The organism is Mycobacterium gordonae (assembly GCF_017086405.1).
Lineage (GTDB): Bacteria > Actinomycetota > Actinomycetes > Mycobacteriales > Mycobacteriaceae > Mycobacterium > Mycobacterium gordonae_D.
In genome coordinates, this window is the sequence record NZ_CP070973.1 from 5,148,530 (window position 1) to 5,165,861 (window position 17,332).

Consider the following 17,332-nt stretch of genomic DNA (forward strand, 5'->3'; position numbering starts at 1 on the left):
TGAGGTGGTTACCCCGATGACGGCGAATCTGCGCTCCTATGACGAACTGTTCGTCGGCGGCCGGTGGCGCAAACCGTCCAGCACGGAGCGTCTCTCGGTGATCTCACCGCACACCGAAGAGCCGATCGCCAGTGTCCCCGCCGGGTCGGCCGCTGATGTGGACGCCGCCGTCACCGCCGCGCGACATGCGTTGGACCACGGCCCGTGGCCGCGGCTTCAGCCGCCGGAGCGGATGCGAAAAATCGAAGAGCTGGCCACGCTTTACGGACGGCATATCGAGGAGATGGCCGACCTGATCACCGCTCAGATGGGCTCGCCGCGCAGTTTCAGCCGGCTCGGCCAGGCGGCGGGAGCCGCGTCGATGATCCATCTGTCGCTGGCGGCCGCCCGCGACTTCCCCTGGATGGAGCGCCGTCAGGGTGTGCTGGGCGAAGCGCACTTGCGCCGCGCCCCGGTAGGTGTGGTCGGCGCGATCGTCCCATGGAACGTGCCGCAGTGCCTGATCATGCCTAAACTCATCCCAGCGCTCCTCGCCGGTTGCAGCGTGGTCATCAAGCCCGCTCCCGAAACCCCTTTGGACGCTTTGTGGTTGGCGGAGATGATCGAACAACTCGAGCTCCCGGAGGGCGTTGTGTCAGTGGTGACCGGCGGTCCGGACGTCGGCGAGGCCCTGGTCCGGCATCCCGGGGTGGACAAAATCGCGTTCACCGGTTCCAGCGTGACCGGACGGCGCATCGCGGCCCTGTGCGGCGAGCAGTTGAAACGGGTGAGCCTGGAACTGGGCGGCAAGTCGGCGGCCATCGTGCTCGACGACGCCGACATCGGCAAGACGGTGGCCGGCCTGAAGACCGCCGGCCTGATGAACAACGGCCAGGCATGCGTCGCGCAAACCCGCATCCTGGTCAGCCGGCAACGCCACGACGAACTCGTCGACGCACTTGCCGACATGATGTCGAGCCTGTCCGTCGGTGATCCCACCGACGACAAGACCGACGTCGGACCGCTTGTCGCGCAACGCCAACAGCAGCGGGTCATGGAGTACATCCGGTCCGGCCAACAGCAGGGCGCCCGCCTGGTGACCGGCGGCGCCGAGGCGCCGGAACCACGCGGCTGGTACGTGCGCCCCACGTTGTTCACCGACGCCACCAATGGCATGCGGATCGCCCGCGAGGAGATATTCGGTCCGGTGCTGACCGTGCTCACCTACACCGACGAGGACGACGCGGTCCGCATCGCCAATGACAGCGACTACGGCCTGGCCGGTTCGGTGTGGACCGCCGACACCGCGCACGGCCTGGACATCGCGTCGCGGGTGCGGACCGGCACCTACGGCATCAACATGTACATGCTCGACATCAGCACCCCGTTCGGCGGCTTCAAGCACTCGGGCATCGGGCGCGAGTTCGGTCCGGAGGGCCTGTCCGAATACGTCGAGCTGCAGTCGATCGCCTGCAGCGGTAAGTTACCGCCGCTCAACGCGGTTCGGGAAGCTGCAGAGTGATCTGCACCGGGCAGCACAGCACATCATGCTGGTTGCGCACCTCGATCTGCAGGTCCACGAGATAGCGCGGCGGGTTGACCGTGTCATCGCGGCGTTTTGCCACCGCCCGACCGCGGCCGATCATGGTGTCGCCGGCATAGATCGAACCCGCCAGTCGCATCGAGCGACGCAGCACCCGACTGCCCGGGCCGGCCCAATCGGTGGCGATCCTGTCGACAAATCCGGCCAGGTGCATGGTGTTGACGAAGATAGTGGGGTTGCCCTGGCTTTGCGCGTAGGCCGGATCGAAGTGGCCGGGAAAGTAGTCCCAGGTGGCACCGACGTTCTCGACCACACGCTGATAGCTGATCTCGTCGACGACGTCGGGTAGGTCGATGGGAATGCTGATCGCGTTCCAGTCCAGTTCACTCACGAGGCCCGCTCTGGGGTGAATCGGAACAGGGTGTTGCGCGAGGTGGCGACTACGACGCCGTCCTGGCGACGATACGTTTCCAGCGTCTCGACAAAATGTCCCACGCCGAGCCGGGTCCGCTTCTCCGGTGACACCGACACCAATTCCTCCACGGCGGTGAGCTGATCGCCTGCCAGGATCGGATGCAGGAACTCGACGTCGTTGGCGGCGTTGATGAAGGTGGTGCCAGGCAACGGCACCCGTAGGGCCAGTGCGGCGGTCGGCGGACGGCCCCCCGGTTGCCAGGGTGGCGGGATCAACCAGCCCATCAGCAGGGCCGGCGGTGCCAGCAGGCCGCCCCACCGCCGCCGGGCGAACTCCTCATCCCAGTAGGACCGGTTGCCGTCGCGGACCAGGGCGGCGAACAACTGGATGCGCGCAGCGCTGACCGGCGTTGCCGCCGTGCGGGGTTCGCCCGCCGTGCCAACCATCCGCAGTGCGTCTTCGTAGGTGCCGACAGCCAGCTGGTAGCTCAGCTCCACGTCCGCACTCACATGACGAGGTGACGGGCGGGCACCGAATCCCAGACGAGTTCTCGGGACGTGAAATACCAGCCGCCCCGTTCGTAGATCAGCTCATCGCGGTAGGTGCCGGTGGCCCGCAACGTGGTGTCGTCCTGCACAGCGGCGAAAAGCATTGCCACGCAATGCTGTGTCGCATGTACACCGTCGACGTGGATTTCATGATCGACGCTGACCAGGCGCTGGCCGTCGCCCCCGTCGAAGGCCGACCACAGGTCCGTGAACGATTCCCCGCCGCGGACATACCGGGCACCCGAATGGCGGAAGGTGGCGATCCAGGCTTCCCGGTTCCCTGCGGAGTAAGCCCGGTTGTGTCGCGCGGTCAGATCCAGGATGCCCGCGCGACCGGTTGCGGCCTGCAGCATCTGCTGTTCCTGGTAGGTCATTGTCATAGCGTTTCTCCAACCTCGCCTTCCCGAACTCACCGACTCACCACGTATCCGTGACGTTGACGATCCCATGCAGCCGCCGACAATCCCCTGGCACGCAACAGATCTTTGCGCACCCGCCCGATCGCGTTCTTCGGAATCTCATCGACCGTATCGACGTACCGCGGCACACAGAAGTACGGCATTCGGGCGCTACAGTGATCGAGCAATTCCGCGCAATCCACTGCGGCGCCGGGCCGTAACGTCACCACGATCAGGATGTCGTCTTCACCGAGGTCACTGGGGACGGCGACGGCCGCGGCTTCAGCCACGGCCGGGTGACTCATCACCACCGCTTCCACTTCGACCGAGGAGACGTTTTCGCCGCGGCGGCGCAGCGAGTCTTTGACCCGGTCCACGTACGTCAGGTTCCCGTCGGTGTCGAGCTTGCCCAGGTCGCCCGTGCGGAACCAGTCGGGGTGGGAATCCACCTGAACGTGCGGTCCGTCACCCGCACGCACATACCCGTGGCTCATCACCTGGCCGAACCTGGGTCGGCAGGTGATTTCACCGACAGATCCGGCCGGCAACGCGGCACCGGCGGCGTCCACGATACGCACCTCGAAGTTCGGGTTCGTCCGGCCCGAGGTGCCGGGAACGCCGTCGTAGGAGACGCAATTGACCGCGAGCGGAAAGGCCTCCGTCATGCCGTACATGGTGACAACAGCGCAGCGGTAACGGTTTTCGATCGTCCGGTAGGAGGCAGCGTCGATGGGGGCTGCCGAGATGAACCGCAGTGGCAGCTGCGCATCACGCGGATCCGCGGGCAGGTTCTGCAGCATGGCGACCATCGCTCCGGCACCCACGAAGCCGACAGCTCCGTGCGCCCGTACGTCATCCCACACTTCACTCGGATGAAAAGCACCGGCAAGCACAGTCTGTCCACCGACCAGCAGCGGCGCCAGCACGCTAGGGGCCGCGCTGAGGTGAAACAGCGGCATCGCGGTCCACACCACCTCCCCGGTGCGCAACTCCCAGGCCGCAGCCGCGGTCGCCGCCACGGTGAACAGGTACTGCCACGATGTGGCGACCGCTTTCGACGGGCCCGTGGTGCCCGAGGTGAAGAACAGCGCGCCCGTCTCACTGCCGTCGACAACCGGGACGGAAGCGTCCCGGTCGAGGGCCGCAGCGATCGAGACATCATGCACCACAATCGTTCTCGTATCGGCAATCTCGTCGATGCGATGTTTGCGCTCTGCATCGGCGACAACCAGCTTGGCGCGTGACAGCTCAAGATTGTGGCGGAGGAATTGGCCTTTGTTGGCTGCGTTTATCGCGGCACTCACCGCACCGATCCGGGCCGCTCCCAGCCAGAAATAGATCCACTCGGGGCAGGTCGCGGTGAATAAGGCAACGCAGTCTCCCGTGCCAAGACCGTTCTCCATCAGTAACTTCGCCGCGGCACAGGAGCGTTGCCGCAGCTGCCCAACGGTGATGTCGGTTCCGGCCACTGACAACACCACCCGATCCGGATACTGCTCGGCGCGGCGATCGAGGACTGCCGCCACGGTGAAGCTGTCGACACCGAATTCCGCGGGCTCCGGCGGTCCCATCAGACCTCGGCGGCCGCCGAGTCCGGCTCGCCCTCGGCGGTGTAGCCGAAGTCGTTGGGCGACGGCTGTTTACCCGGGTAGAAGCGATGTGCCCAGCGCCGGAGCGCCGCGTAGTCGTGCGCCTCCTCCGGCGCCAAATTCGGCTTCTCCAGGTATTTCATGTTCTCCCAGGTGAAGAAGTCCTGTTTGATCACTTCCTGCTGCAGCGCGAGGAATTTGGCCGCGCGACCGGTCGGCGCGTCACCGGTGTCGCCGGGCTCACGGATGGAGGCCTGGGTGTAGAAGTAGTCGGTGTAGTCCTCGTCGACGGGAGTCTGGCCGGTGACCTGACAGGTGGCCACCAGGTCGCTCGGGAAGCGGACGATGCCCAGTCCCAGCGAGTAGTTGTCGTAGATGATCTTGGCGTCCACCGGACCGTTCGGCGTCAACCAGGTCTTAGCCCGCCCACCGCCGAAGTGGGCGTTCACCGTGGCATGTAGGTGATATCCCGTTACCTCGAACGACGCGGTGTTGGCGGGGTTGGCCGCTTTGTGCACATACTGCACGTGGTACGGGTCGGCCGCGTTTTCGATGATCATCTGCGCGTGCACCTTCACCCGGTTGACCATCCGGGTGTGCGGGTGCAGCGGGTAGTACTCGTCGGTCTCCAGTTCGGGCAGCACCGGCGGCTGCCAGTACGGCGGCCGGCCGTGCCGTTCGTGCCAGACCAGGATGAAGCCGTACCACTCGGTGGCCGGGTAGGTCCGGATGCGGACGTTGTTCTTGCAGCCGATCTTGCTGTACGGGATCAGCGCATTGGTGCCGTCGCCGCGCCATTGCCAGCCGTGCCACGGGCAGACGATGTGTTCACCCTCCACGGTGCCGCCGACGCCCATGTTGGCGCCCAGGTGCTGACAGTAGGCGTCCAGCACATGTACCTTGCCCAACGCGGTCCGGAACAGCACCAATTCCTCGCCGAAATAGTGCACCCGCTTGACTTCACCGGCGGCGAGGTCAGAGGCGAAGCCGACGATGAACCACCCTGTCGGAAAGCGGTAGGTGGACAGCGCGATACCGGTCGGCCCGAATTCCTGTTCTGAGGGGTCGGCAGCCGATGCCAGGTCTGAAGATGTCTCTGTCACGATTCTCCGTTTCCACGCGGCTGCGCGGCTGAGGCCACCCACGCTGCACCGCGGTTCGGCGCGTGCGTCTATTTTTACTATCTTAGACATTGAACGTCAACGCGACTGCCGGTGGGCCGACGGGGCACGGGCTGCACCGCTTGCGCGCGACGACTTGTCGGTGGCCCTTCAATATAATTCGGGCATGTCAGCGAGCACGTGCGAGGAGATCGCCGAGGTTCTCGGCGGGCTCGGAGCGTGCGCGGATCGACTGTGCAAGTTCGGATTTGAGGATCCTGGTACCTGAGAGTTGTTGGCGGTCATGGACCGTCTGCACCGGGTGGCGCGTAAGCTGCGGGTGCCCGGGCTGCGGTGATCGACCAACTGTGCACCCGTGCCACCAACGCCGAATTGGGCGGCAGCGTGGGCCAGGCATTGGCCAATCAGTTGCGGATCACCACCACCGAGGAATCGGTTGATCGCCGAGGCCGCCGACCTGGGCCCGCGCCGCGCCCTGACCGGAGAGCCACTGTCGCCGGTGTTGCCCGCGAACGCGGCTGCTCAACGCCAGGGACAGATCAGCGACGGCAATGTCGCGGTCATCCGTGAGTTCTTCGCCAAGCTGCCCGATACCGTAGATGCCGCCGCCCGCACCTATGCCGAAGGACAACTGGCTCTAGCCGCGACCGGGTTTCGCCCCGACGAACTCGCCGAGTACGCCCAGGTCCTCAAAGACTGTCTCAAGCCTGACGACGACTTCCTGCCCGCACACCTCGACTTCGGACGACCTCTCACCAACTGAATGCACCACCCCGAAAGGCCACTGGCGCCCGAGGCCGATGAACCGTAGCTGGTTCTGAATCGGCGCTACTCCACGACGCGCAGTGCGGCCCTCGGACACTGTTCGACCGCGGCGCGCACGTCGATTTCACGATCCGGCGGCACGGTACCGTCGGCGATCCTTACCACGTCCTCGTCCCCCAGCTCGAAGATGTCCGCTGCGATGGATTCACAGAAGCCATTGGCCTCGCACATGTCTGCGTCGACGATCACCCGCATCGGATGCCCCCTTCCTCCTCAGAGCCCGACTGGCCGGGTCCCGATCACCTTGCCGGCGGCAAGATGCGCGAGTTCGGCCTCGGTCAGGCCACACTGATCGCGCAATACTTCTTCATTGTGCTCGCCGAGCGTCGGCGGCGGGCGCAGTAGCCACTGCCGTTGACCCGCCAGCAGTCCGAACGGCGGCGTCGGGTACAGGCCAGGACCCGTCCGCGGATGGTCCAGCGGCTCGAAGAATCCACGTGCCCGCAGCTGGGGATTCTCGGTGACCAACGACGGCGAGCCAACGGGCGCGGCCGGAACACCGGCCGCCGCCAGCAATTCGACCGTCGCATCGAGCGGTTGTGCGGCGAACCAGTCCCGCAGCACGCGGTCGATCTCGTCAGCCCGTTCCAGGCGGGCAGCCGCAGTGGCCAAGTCATCGCCGAAGGCGCCGACTACCCGCGCCAGCGCCGCCCACTGGCCGTCACTACAGACGCTGACCGCTATCCAGTCGTCGTTTCCCGAGCACCGGTAGATGTTCTGCAGCGCCCCGGCCTGGCCACGATTTCCCCTGCGGCTCAATGTCTTACCGAATATCTCGGCCTCGATCGGCTGTACCGCAGTGGTGTTGAGCACCGTCTCGAGCATCGGCAACTCGACCTGTTGGCCGGTGCCGGTGCGCTCCGCGAAATGCAATGCGGCCAGTACCGCGAACGCCGCGTGCACACCGGCCAGCGGGTCACAGGCGCCGCGCGGCGTCACCGGCGGGGTATCGGGCAACCCGGTCACCCAGGTCAGTCCGCCGATCTGCTCCATGGTGGGAGCGAATCCCACCCGCTCGCGCCACGGCCCGGTCAGTCCGAAGGCCGGCATGCGGGTGACCACCAACTGCGGGTTGATCTTCAGCAGTACGTCGGCGGTCAGCCCGAAATGGTCCATCACGCGGGGCGAGAAGTTTTCGATCACCAGATCGGCGCCGGCGACCAGCGTCCGGAACAATCCGCGGCCTTCCTCGCTTCCCAAATCCAATGTGACCGAACGCTTGTTGGTGTTCATCGCGTGGAAGACCCAGCCGTACTCCCACCAGTCGTCCACATCGGTCCGCATGCCACCCGAGTAGCGAATACCGTCGGGGCGCTGGATCGACTCCACCTTGACCACGTCGGCGCCAAACGCCGCGAGCAGGTGGGTGGCTGCCGGGCCGGCCCAGAAGGCCGTCAGGTCGACGATGCGCACGCCCCGCAGCGGCAGCTCCGCGTCAGTCAGGGTAGCGCCGGATTGCGGCCGCTGCCAGGGTGCTTCGTCATTGGCCGCACCAAGTGCAGGCGTATCGCGCAGCGGCGCGGGGCCGCACGTCGCCATAAGCCACGGCGGGCGCGGTTGGTGAAATCCGGCCGGGTTCTCGACGAAAACCCGACGCTCGGTCATGTACTCCATGTCGCGGATGGTGGCGCCGTTGCCCAGAGCCGCGATCGGCAGCCGAAAGAGCTGACCCAGCTCCACGATCTCGGCGACCGTTCGCTCGGCGAACCAGGGACCGATCGATTCGTAGATGAAGTCGCGGTACTCCCACCGGCCGATCTGAAACCGCAGCTGCGGAATCTCCTCGAACTGGGGGCATTCGACCATCGCCGCGAAGTCCAGCCATTGCTGACCGGTGACCATCGTGATGCCGACGTACCCGTCTTTGGCGGGCACGATCGACGGCACCTCCAGCGTGCGACGAATCGGCGGGACGCGCAGAAGTTGGGAGTGCAGCCATTCGCTGCTCTGCATGGCGGTGATCGCCTCGAGCATGGACAAGTCCAGATGCTCGCCGGGGCCGCCACGCTGCACGCGGCGGCGCACGGCCAGCGCACCGAACGCGGCGTAGACCCCACCCATGTACTCCCCGAGGTCACCGCCGATCGAGATCGGCGGGCCGGCCGGGTCGCCGCGGAAGCCGGTGCAGCCCGCCCATGCCTGCAGGGTGAACTCGGTGGCCGCCCGGTCGGCGAACGGTCCGGTCCAGCCGAAGTCGGAGATGGTCACCACAACCGACCGAGGAGCGGAGGCCAGCAACCGCTGCGGGTCTATGCCCAGGGCCGACGCCCGTGAGGGGGACAAAGCGACGATCGCCACGTCGGCCCCGGCCAGTTCGGCTTGTAATCGTTGTGATTCCGGCGACACGCTCAGGCTGCTCTTGCCGGCATTGAGATAACAGAACAGCGGCGAGGCTTGCCCGGGTGGCACCGGCGAGCACGTCGCCGAGTATCCCCGCAGCGAATCCCCTTGCGGCGGCTCGACTTTTCGGACCTGCGCGCCGGCGTCCACCAACAGCTTCCCGCAGTAGCTGCCGGCCAGCCGGTCACTGATCTCGACGACCCGAAGTTCTTCCAGGGGCGTCGGCCGGTTATCGGCCACGTGACTCACGCGGCTATTTATACCATTACTGCTAAAATAGCTAAGCCAGTCGAGTTCGCGGCCCTCCGACCGTGCGCTCTCTCCTGCTGCAGGTTGCGAGGAACCGGATGACCGCCTTGGGTATTGGACCCGACGCCCGTCGCCGGCTCTCGGCGCCGAGGATTGCCGAAATCGTAGCCGACGAGTTGCGCCGCCAGATCATCGACGGAGAACTCGCCGACGGCGACCTGCTGCCGCGGCAGGAGGTGCTTGTCGAGCAGTTCAAGGTCAGCCTGGTGTCGCTGCGTGAAGCGCTGCGAATCCTGGAGACCGAGGGACTGGTCTCGGTGCGGCGTGGCAACCGCGGCGGTGCCGTCGTGCATGCACCCGCCAAGACCAGCGCCGCGTACATGCTGGGTCTGGTCCTCCAGAGCGAGTCGGTCGCCGTCAGCGACCTCGGCGCGGCGTTACAGGAATTGGAGCCTGCCTGCGCGGCGCTGGCCGCCCAGCGGCCCGACCGCGCCGACACCCTGGTACCGGAACTGAAGCGGGTCAACGACGCCATGGCCGAGAACCTCGAAGACGGGCGGCTGTTCACCGAGATCGGCCGCGAATTCCACAATCTGATCGTCCGCGGCTGCGGCAACCACACCATCATCGCGGTCGTCGGCAGCTTGGAAACGCTGTGGAGCAGCCACGAACAGCAGTGGGCCGACGAAAGCGCGGCGCGCGGCACCTATCCTTCGCTAGCCAAGCGACGTGCGGCACTGAACACCCACGTCAAACTCACCGAGACCATCGCCGAGGGTGACGTCGACCGGGCCCGACGCATCGCCGGCCGCCACCTCGCCGACACCCAGACCTACGTGCTGTCCGGCCGGCCGGAACAACGGATCTACGCGCTGTCCCCGCAAGCGTTGTCGCGTCCGCGGGACGTCCGGCGCCCTTGACGACGCCACGGACCGCACTGGTCACCGGGGGCAGCGGTGGCATCGGAAAAGCGTGTGCTGCCAAGCTAAGTGAGCTCGGCTACGACGTCGTGGTGGTGGCCCGCCGCCCGAAGCCACTCTGCGCGGCGGCCGAGGCGATCGGTGCCCGTGCCATCGTGGCCGACGCATCCGATCCGGAGGGGTTCGCCGCTGCGATAAGCCAGCTCGCCCACGTCGACCTCGTCGTTCACGCGTCCGGGGCCCTGGGTGGAACGTATGCGCGCAAGCAGACGTTCGAGCAGTGGCGCACCATCATCTCGGCCAACCTGGATTCCTGTTTCGTGGTGACCTCCGCGGTGCTGCCCCGGATGCGCCCGGGTTCACGCCTGATCTTCATCTCCTCCTCGGCCGCGCACGAACCGATGATGGCGCGGACCGCCTACTCGGCGTCCAAGGCCGGTATGAACGCGTTCGCCCGTGCTCTGGCGATGGAGGTCGACCGCGACGGCATCGCCGTTCATCTGGTCACCCCGGGTCCGGTGGAAACCGAGATGCTGCAGGACGTTCCGTTCGAGATGTACGCGATCTGCGCCTCCGACATCGCCGACACGGTGGCGTGGCTGGACACCGTCGATCCGTCGGTCGACCTGCCGGAGATCAGGCTCAGCGCGGTAGAGCGCGGACCCTACGCCCGACCGCCGGTGGTGCCTACCGAAGTGCGCCGGCGCCGTTCGGGAAGTCGCTGATCACCGAGTCGCCGAATTCTTTCAGGGTCTGTGGTGCCGCGAAGTCGGCGAACCAGACGTAGAAGCGTTCCACGCGCTGGGCGGCCAGACCGGCGAAGTGCGCGATCAACTCGCCGGCATCGCCGCAGACGAGACCTGGGCCCAGGTGGCCGAATCGTCGAACGCTGACGTCGCGCACGACGCCGGGATCGGCCCCGGCCCGCACGAAGCCGACCATCTGCTGCACCGAGATGCGGGCTGAACCCGTCGAGTCGGCCAATCGCGCCAAGCGGTCCAGATGATTCGCCTGCAGGTTCCACCAATCGGCATGCTCGGCAACGAGTTTCATCATCCGCTGACCGCTGCCGCCGAGGATCAACGGTATCGGATGCGCCGGGCCCGGACGCTGGCCGCTTGCCCAGTACCGGCTGATCAACGACAGATGACGGCCCAGTTGTTCGACCCGAGCCACCGGATCTTGCTGACCGACATCGAATTTGGTGAACTCCGCGGGCCAGGAGCCGGATCCCAGACCCAGGTCGAAACGACCGCCGGACGCCGCCGACAGCGTGACGGCCTGCTTGGCCAGTACCGCCGGATGCCGGAACGCGTCGCAGAGCACCAGGTGACCGATGCGCAGCCGCTCGGTCTTGGCGGCGACCCAGCTGGCAATGCCCATTGCCTCCCAGATGTTTTCATTGGGCTGACCCGGGGCTTCGAGATGGTCGATGAAGGCGATCCCGTCGAATCCGGCCGCTTCGGCGCGCTGAGCCCGGTCCACGATGTCGGCGACGGGGAGCCGCACCTGCGGCAGGAACAGATACCACTCGACCACCCGACCCCACTTCCCGACGGCTGCGATTGCGTGCCGCTCGCTAGTTTACTATTTTTATTATGTTAGGGGTCTTATGGATGTTGGTCTGACTTCGGAGCAGCTGGCGCTGCGCGACACCGTGCGTGGCATCCTGCGTGCCGAGTGTCCACCCGATGCCGCCCGGCAAGCTTGTGAGGATCCGGACCGCTGGCGCACTTTGTGGAAGACGTTCGTCGACCTGGGCTGGGCGGAGCTGGCCTGGTGTCACCCAGGCGGCGAATTCGGCCCGGTCGAGTTGACGGTGGTACTCGAGGAATGCGGCGCCGCCGTCGCGCCGGTGCCGATGCTGAGCAGCATCGGGCTGGCCGCCGCCCTGCTGCGGGCGGCCGGCCCGCAAGTCGGTACCGATGTCGGCGAGGTGCTCGCCGAGATCGCCTCCGGGGTCGTCGCAACCCTGGCGGTCCACTCCCCCGGCAGCCGGCTGCCCGGCGCGCCGGTGACACTACGGGACGGCCGGTTGCGTGGTCGCGCGGTTGCCGTTCCCCATGCTGCCCGCGCGGAACTGATCGTCACACTGGCCGAAAGCGATCGCGGGCAGGTGGCCGCTGTTGCACGTGCCGGTGCCGGTGTCACGGTCGCGCCCGCCGAGTGCACCGACCCCGCCCAGCCGGTCGCCGACGTCGAGATCGACGCCGCCCCTCTGGCCGTCGCGCCCGTGGCGTCCGTCGAATCCGCGCTGGCGGCGCCGCTGGTGTCGATCGCAGCGGACCTGGTCGGGGTGGCCGCAGCGGCGCTACAACGCTCGGTCGAGCACGCCAAGACGCGCCGCCAGTTCGGCAGCTCGATCGGCGCTTTCCAGGGCGTCAAACACGCTCTGGCGGACAATTACGTCAGCGTGGAACGCGCCCGCAGCCTCACTTATGCCGCTGCGGCACGCCTCGGCGGACCCGACTCATGGACTTCAGCGGCCCTGGCCAAAGCGGCCGCGGCCGATGCCGCGAGCGCGTGTGCGCGCGCCATGGTTCAGGTGCATGGCGCGCTGGGGCAGACCTGGGAACACGATGCACACCTCTACGTCCGGCACGCCTGGCAGGGGGCAGCCCTGCTGGGTGACAGCCGCACGCTGTACCACGAGGTGGGTCGCCGGTTCGCGGAGGGGCACTAAATGACTTCGGTCACAGATGAATTCGGTTCCTGGCTGGGTGACTTCCTACCACCCGACTACTACGACCGCTATCGCGAGTACCGGTGGGACATTCCGTTGCGGCGGGCCTATCAGCGGGCCGCCTTCGAGGCCGGCTGGCTGCAACCGACCTGGCCCCGCGAACACGGCGGCCGGTCGCTTGGCCTGCGCGAGGCGATGGAGATACGCATTGAGGCCGCGGTGCGGTCGGCGCCCAAACTGCCCAACGTCCAGGGTCCCGGGGTCGCGGCACCAGGCATTCGCCAGTTCGGCACCCCCGAGCAGATCGACCGACTGCTGGTGCCACTGCTGCGCGGCGACGAATGGTGGGCGCTGGGCATGTCCGAGCCCGAAGCCGGTTCGGACTTCGCCGGCCTGCGCACCCGGGCCGAGCGCGAGGGTGAGATGTTCCGGGTCAACGGCCACAAGATCTGGACCACCCACGCCCACGAATCCCGCTGGTGCACCTTGTATGCCCGCACCGATCCGGGCGCGCCCAAGCACCGCGGCATCTCGTGCCTGATCCTCGATCTGCGGTCACCCGGCGTGCGGATCGAACCCATCCGGATGGCGTCCATCTCCGACGAGACGTTCTGCGAGGTCTTTCTCGACGACGTCGAGGTGCCGGTAGAGAACCTGCTGGGTCCGCTCCACGGCGGCTGGAATGTTGCGATGTCGTCGTTACACCATGAGCGCCAGATGATCTGGATCATGAACTGGGTCGAGATCCAGCGTGGGCTGACTTCGATCCGCGGTACCGCAACCGGTGACGTCTACGGTGAACTCGGCGCGTTGCTGGCCGACGCCGAAGCGTTACGGGCCACCGGATACCGCGCCCTGCAGAACGAACTGGCCGGTCGCCCCAGCCCGGAAGCCGACACCATGAAGCTGCTCGGATCGGTTACCCTGCAGCGAGTCTGGGAACTCAGCGCGGCTGCGGCGGGACCGGCTTCGACATGCGACCCCGACCTGCTGTTCGAACGGCAGGACGCCCTGGCCGCGACCATCTACGGCGGGACCTCCGAGGTCCAGCGCAACATCATCGCCGAGCGGCTGCTCGGGCTGCCGAAGGGATGACCACGATGGACTACGACCTCGGCGACGACGCCGGCGAATTGCGAAACCGGTTGCGGCGGCTCATTGCCGAACACATTCCCGCCGATTTCCTGGGCGCATGTACCGACGATCCCGACGACCTGGCGACCACCGAATCGTTCTGCAAGCTGCTGGCGTCCGAGGGACTGCTGGCCCTGGCGTGGCCGAAAGAGCATGGCGGAGGAGGCGGTTCGATCTGGCAACAGACCGTACTGCGTGAGGAGATGTGGGCCAACTACGAGCCCCGAGGTCCTCAGTACATGGGCATCAATTGGGTCGGCCCGGCGATCATGCGCTACGGGACCGAGCAGCAGAAGGCCCAACATCTGTCCGGCATCGCATCTGGAGAGGTGATCTGGTGCCAGGGCTTCTCCGAGCCCGAAGCCGGAACCGACCTGGCGTCGCTGCGCACCCGCGCCGTCCCGGACGGTGACGGCTGGCGGATCACCGGGCAGAAGGTGTGGACGTCCTACGCTCGCATGGCGTCCTGGTGCGTGCTGGCCGCCTGCACGCACCCCGATGCGCCGAAGTCCAAGCGGCTGAGCCTGTTTCTGATCCCGATGGACCGGCCCGGTTTCACCGTTCGCGGCATCCCTTCCATGCTGGGGCCCCATCACCTCAACGAGGTGTTTCTCGACGAGCTGTCGGCCACGCCCGGTGATGTGCTCGGTGAGCCCGGCGACGGCTGGCGGGTGATGCGCGAGGCGCTGGCTTTCGAACGGGTCGGCATCGCGCGCTATGCCCGCTGCGAGTCGCTGCTGCACCGGATGCAGGCCGAGCTTGGCGCCGACTGGGACCGACTGCCCGAATCGATTCGGGTGCGGTGGGTTCGGGCGCTCGTCGATCTGCGGGTGGCCCGGTTGATGGCCTACCGCGCTGTGTCGCTGCAGGATGACCCGGCGGCGGGCGCGGCAGCCAGCGCGGCACGCATCGCCACCACCACCTGCGATCAACTGGTCGCCGAGTTGCTCTTCGACGTGCTGGGCCCCACGGCTCTGGACAGCGGCAGCTCCGCGGCGCTGTACGGCGCGGTCGACGACCATTGGCGCTACGCCCAGGCCGCCACCGTGGCCTCGGGCACCATCGAAGTCCAGCGGATGATGGTGGCACGCGACGTTTTGGGAGAGCACCGGTGAATACCGAACTGCCACAAGATATCACCGACTTCGCCGCGGTGGCGGTCAAGCGACTGGCCCGATTGGGCGGGCCGCCGGCCGCGCTGCGCGCCGAGAGCGACGACGGTGTTCGGCTCGCGGCGCGCGACGCTTTGGCGGAAGTTGGCGCGTTCGACCTCGACGTCCGGTCGCAATCAGACGACCTGCTGGCCGCCGCGGTGCTCTGCCAGGCTGCCGGAGCGACGGCCCTGCCGTATCCGCTTGTCGAGGAACTGCTGGGAATCGACGGTGCCCGGCTGAGCCTGGTCAATCCGCAAGCGCCGCGCATCGACCACGGCGACCTGCCCGGTGCCTGGCTCGGCGCCGCTGTCGACGGCACCCGCTACCGGGCCCAGCCGACGTCGCGGACGGCCGCCAAATTGGGGCCGTTTCTGGTTTCGGCCACGTTGTCGGCGCCCGACGGCACGGTGCCGGCTGCCGACGTCAACCTTCATCTCGTGCTGGGGTCATGGCGGATTCTTGGTGCGGTGCAGCAGGCACTGGAGATCGCCACCGGGCATGTGCAGGCGCGGGTGCAGTTCGGCAAACCACTCGCCGATTTTCAAACCGTCCGATTCGCCGTGGCCGATGCCGCGGTCGCGGTGCGGGGATTGCACGAGCTCGCCAAGTACACCCTGTGCCGGCCGGAATCAGCACCGGCGCAGACCTTTTCGTCCGACGCCCGGATACTGCGTCTCAAGGCGGCCGAGACGGCACGGCAGGTGCTACGCACCGCGCATCAACTGCTCGGCGCGCTGGGTTTCTGCGACGAGTCCGACATCAGCGTGCTCGACCGGCACACCCAACCGCTGATTCGATTGCCGTTGAGTCCAGAGGCGCTGGCGTTGCGGCTGATTCCGGATGTGGCGGACGGTTCCTTCGAGACCTTGTTCAGCGGGCGTGTCCCGGCATGAACCAGCCAGTCACCGCGGCGATGCCGTCCAACCCGTTCGAGGACGGTGTCCCGTTCGCGACCAAGCTGACCGAGCTTGCCGAACAACAACCTGACGACACCGCGGTCACGGTCGTCTCGCTGGGTGGCAGCGCGCAGGCAGTCACCTTCGGGGAACTCGATGCCCGGGCCAGTCAGTGGGGCCGGGCGCTGGCGGCTCGCGGGGCGGAGACGGGTTCGCTGGTGGCCATCGCCATCCCGAACTCGATGCACCTGGTGCTGGCCACGCTGGGCTGCTGGAAGGTCGGCGCCGTTCCGATCCCGATGCATTGGGACCTGCCGGAGTGGGAACGCGATCGGGTGCGGGCGGTGATCAACCCGGCAGTCGTGGTCGACGAGGTCAGCCGCTGGGAGCTGGATGCGTACGCGACGGCCGCACCGGCAACTCCGCTTCCGACAGCCGTGTCCCCCACCGCCAACGGCATCTGTTCCAGCGGATCCACCGGCGTGCCCAAAGTGATCCTCAACCTGGCGCCGTCGCTGTGGATACCCCAGCAGGGCGAGCCGTTCCTGGAGAACTGGACGCCGGTGCCCAAGCCGCAGCGGATCATGGTGCCCGCCCCGATGTACCACACCAACGGCTTCGCACCGCTGCTGATGCTGCTGGCCGGCGATCACCTGGTGATACTGGAAAAGTTCGACGCGCCAACGTTTGTCGACACCATCGAGCGCTTCCGCATCAGCAATTTCACGGCGACGCCGACGATGCTGTCCCGGGTCGCCGCACTGCCAGACATCGGCCGGCGCGACCTGTCCAGCATCGTGTTCATCCTGCAGGGCGCGGCCGTGATGCCGCCGTCGCTGCTGCACACCTGGTTCGAGTTGCTCAGCCCGGAACAGATCGTGATGGCCTACGGTATGACCGAGAACCTTGGTCTGACCGCGTTGCGCGGCGACGAGTGGCTGAGTCATCCGGGCAGCGTCGGTCGCGGCTTCCGGGACACCGAGATCAGAATTCTGGACGCCGACAAGCGGCCCCTCGCTCCCGGTGAACAGGGTGACGTGTATCTGCGGGCGCCGATGAGCGCCGGCTACCGGTATCTGGGTGGGGCTCCGCCACTGCCGTCGACCGAGGACGGGTTCCGCTCGGCCGGCGACATCGGCCATCTCGACGAAGATGGCTACCTGCACATCACTGATCGACGCGCCGACATGATCATCAGCGGGGGCGCCAATGTCTTTCCCGCAGAAGTGGAATCGGCACTATCCGGGCATCCGGGTATCGCCGATGTCGTGGTCATCGGCCTCGCCGACGCGCGCTGGGGACGGCGGGTCCACGCCGTCGTACACGCCGCGGGTCCGCTGACCGAGCAGCAGGTGATCGAGTACGCCAAGAGCCGACTGGCGCCGTACAAAGTTCCCAAGACGGTGGAATTCGTCGACGCCATCCCCCGCACCGCGGCCACCAAGGTGAACCGTTCCACGATGGTCGCGGCGCGGGGAGGATGAGCAAATGAAACCCGCTGTGTTGTCGGCCTACCGAGCTGCCACAGGAGTTGCCGG

General features: G+C 66.8%; 17 protein-coding genes. 9 read left to right on the forward strand and 8 right to left on the reverse strand.

Annotated elements, in window-relative coordinates; all coding sequences use genetic code 11:
- Positions 1-16: 16 nt before the first annotated feature.
- Positions 17-1,501, forward strand: coding sequence for an aldehyde dehydrogenase (locus tag JX552_RS21795; RefSeq protein WP_205873963.1), 1,485 nt, complete (start codon positions 17-19; stop codon positions 1,499-1,501).
- On the opposite strand, the gene JX552_RS21800 is transcribed toward JX552_RS21795, so the two are convergent.
- Genes JX552_RS21800 through JX552_RS21820 form a run of 5 tightly spaced genes read right to left on the reverse strand, consistent with a single transcriptional unit; the run spans position 1,473 to position 5,575 of the window.
- The gene (locus JX552_RS21800; protein ID WP_241010671.1) at positions 1,473-1,913 is read right to left on the reverse strand and encodes a MaoC family dehydratase; all 441 of its coding nucleotides are present in this window, start codon (positions 1,911-1,913) and stop codon (positions 1,473-1,475) included. The two genes, JX552_RS21795 and JX552_RS21800, sit on opposite strands and share 29 nt — an antisense overlap.
- Positions 1,910-2,383 carry an FAS1-like dehydratase domain-containing protein gene (locus JX552_RS21805; protein WP_205878605.1) on the reverse strand — a complete coding sequence of 158 codons (474 nt, stop codon included), beginning with the start codon at positions 2,381-2,383 and terminating at the stop codon, positions 1,910-1,912. The genes JX552_RS21800 and JX552_RS21805 overlap by 4 nt, the downstream gene beginning before the upstream one ends.
- Before the next feature lie 59 nt (positions 2,384-2,442).
- Positions 2,443-2,865: a nuclear transport factor 2 family protein gene (locus JX552_RS21810; RefSeq protein ID WP_205873964.1), complete on the reverse strand. Its 423-nt coding sequence runs from the start codon at positions 2,863-2,865 to the stop codon at positions 2,443-2,445.
- A gap of 29 nt (positions 2,866-2,894) precedes the next feature.
- Positions 2,895-4,454, reverse strand: coding sequence for an AMP-binding protein (locus JX552_RS21815; RefSeq protein WP_205873965.1), 1,560 nt, complete (start codon positions 4,452-4,454; stop codon positions 2,895-2,897).
- Positions 4,454-5,575 carry an aromatic ring-hydroxylating oxygenase subunit alpha gene (locus JX552_RS21820; protein WP_205873966.1) on the reverse strand — a complete coding sequence of 374 codons (1,122 nt, stop codon included), beginning with the start codon at positions 5,573-5,575 and terminating at the stop codon, positions 4,454-4,456. The genes JX552_RS21815 and JX552_RS21820 overlap by 1 nt, the downstream gene beginning before the upstream one ends.
- 454 nt (positions 5,576-6,029) lie before the next feature.
- Here JX552_RS21820 and JX552_RS21825 point away from each other — a divergent pair, with 454 nt between their 5' ends.
- On the forward strand, positions 6,030-6,356 hold the full coding sequence (locus JX552_RS21825; protein WP_205873967.1) for a DUF222 domain-containing protein: 327 nt from the start codon (positions 6,030-6,032) through the stop codon (positions 6,354-6,356).
- A gap of 65 nt (positions 6,357-6,421) precedes the next feature.
- Here JX552_RS21825 and JX552_RS21830 read toward each other — a convergent pair whose 3' ends face one another.
- Entirely contained in the window at positions 6,422-6,613 is a 192-nt protein-coding gene (locus tag JX552_RS21830) for a ferredoxin (RefSeq protein WP_205873968.1), read from the reverse strand.
- An 18-nt stretch (positions 6,614-6,631) separates the two neighbouring features.
- On the reverse strand, positions 6,632-9,019 hold the full coding sequence (locus tag JX552_RS21835; protein ID WP_205878607.1) for a CaiB/BaiF CoA-transferase family protein: 2,388 nt from the start codon (positions 9,017-9,019) through the stop codon (positions 6,632-6,634).
- A gap of 86 nt (positions 9,020-9,105) precedes the next feature.
- On the opposite strand from JX552_RS21835, the gene JX552_RS21840 reads away from it, so the two are divergent.
- Positions 9,106-9,927, forward strand: a complete 822-nt coding sequence (locus JX552_RS21840) for a FadR/GntR family transcriptional regulator (protein WP_205873969.1) — start codon at positions 9,106-9,108, stop codon at positions 9,925-9,927.
- Positions 9,924-10,652 (forward strand): SDR family oxidoreductase, encoded by a 729-nt coding sequence (locus JX552_RS21845; protein WP_205873970.1) that lies wholly within the window; start codon positions 9,924-9,926, stop codon positions 10,650-10,652. Before JX552_RS21840 ends, JX552_RS21845 begins: the two co-directional genes overlap by 4 nt.
- Here JX552_RS21845 and JX552_RS21850 read toward each other — a convergent pair.
- Positions 10,615-11,466, reverse strand: coding sequence for an LLM class flavin-dependent oxidoreductase (locus JX552_RS21850; protein WP_205873971.1), 852 nt, complete (start codon positions 11,464-11,466; stop codon positions 10,615-10,617). The genes JX552_RS21845 and JX552_RS21850 overlap by 38 nt on opposite strands.
- A gap of 73 nt (positions 11,467-11,539) precedes the next feature.
- Between JX552_RS21850 and JX552_RS21855 the strand changes: the two genes are divergently transcribed.
- The 5 genes from JX552_RS21855 to JX552_RS21875 are packed head-to-tail and all read left to right on the forward strand — an operon-like array spanning position 11,540 to position 17,278.
- A complete protein-coding gene (locus JX552_RS21855; protein WP_205873972.1) occupies positions 11,540-12,610 on the forward strand; it encodes an acyl-CoA dehydrogenase family protein in 1,071 nt (356 codons plus the stop codon).
- Complete coding sequence (locus tag JX552_RS21860) at positions 12,611-13,705, forward strand: acyl-CoA dehydrogenase family protein (RefSeq protein ID WP_205873973.1); 1,095 nt, start codon at positions 12,611-12,613, stop codon at positions 13,703-13,705. It begins immediately after the preceding gene.
- Positions 13,702-14,859 carry an acyl-CoA dehydrogenase family protein gene (locus JX552_RS21865; RefSeq protein ID WP_205873974.1) on the forward strand — a complete coding sequence of 386 codons (1,158 nt, stop codon included), beginning with the start codon at positions 13,702-13,704 and terminating at the stop codon, positions 14,857-14,859. Before JX552_RS21860 ends, JX552_RS21865 begins: the two co-directional genes overlap by 4 nt.
- Positions 14,856-15,791, forward strand: a complete 936-nt coding sequence (locus tag JX552_RS21870) for an acyl-CoA dehydrogenase family protein (protein ID WP_205873975.1) — start codon at positions 14,856-14,858, stop codon at positions 15,789-15,791. Before JX552_RS21865 ends, JX552_RS21870 begins: the two co-directional genes overlap by 4 nt.
- Positions 15,788-17,278, forward strand: a complete 1,491-nt coding sequence (locus tag JX552_RS21875) for a class I adenylate-forming enzyme family protein (RefSeq protein ID WP_205873976.1) — start codon at positions 15,788-15,790, stop codon at positions 17,276-17,278. The genes JX552_RS21870 and JX552_RS21875 overlap by 4 nt, the downstream gene beginning before the upstream one ends.
- The last annotated feature ends 54 nt before the right edge of the window (positions 17,279-17,332 follow it).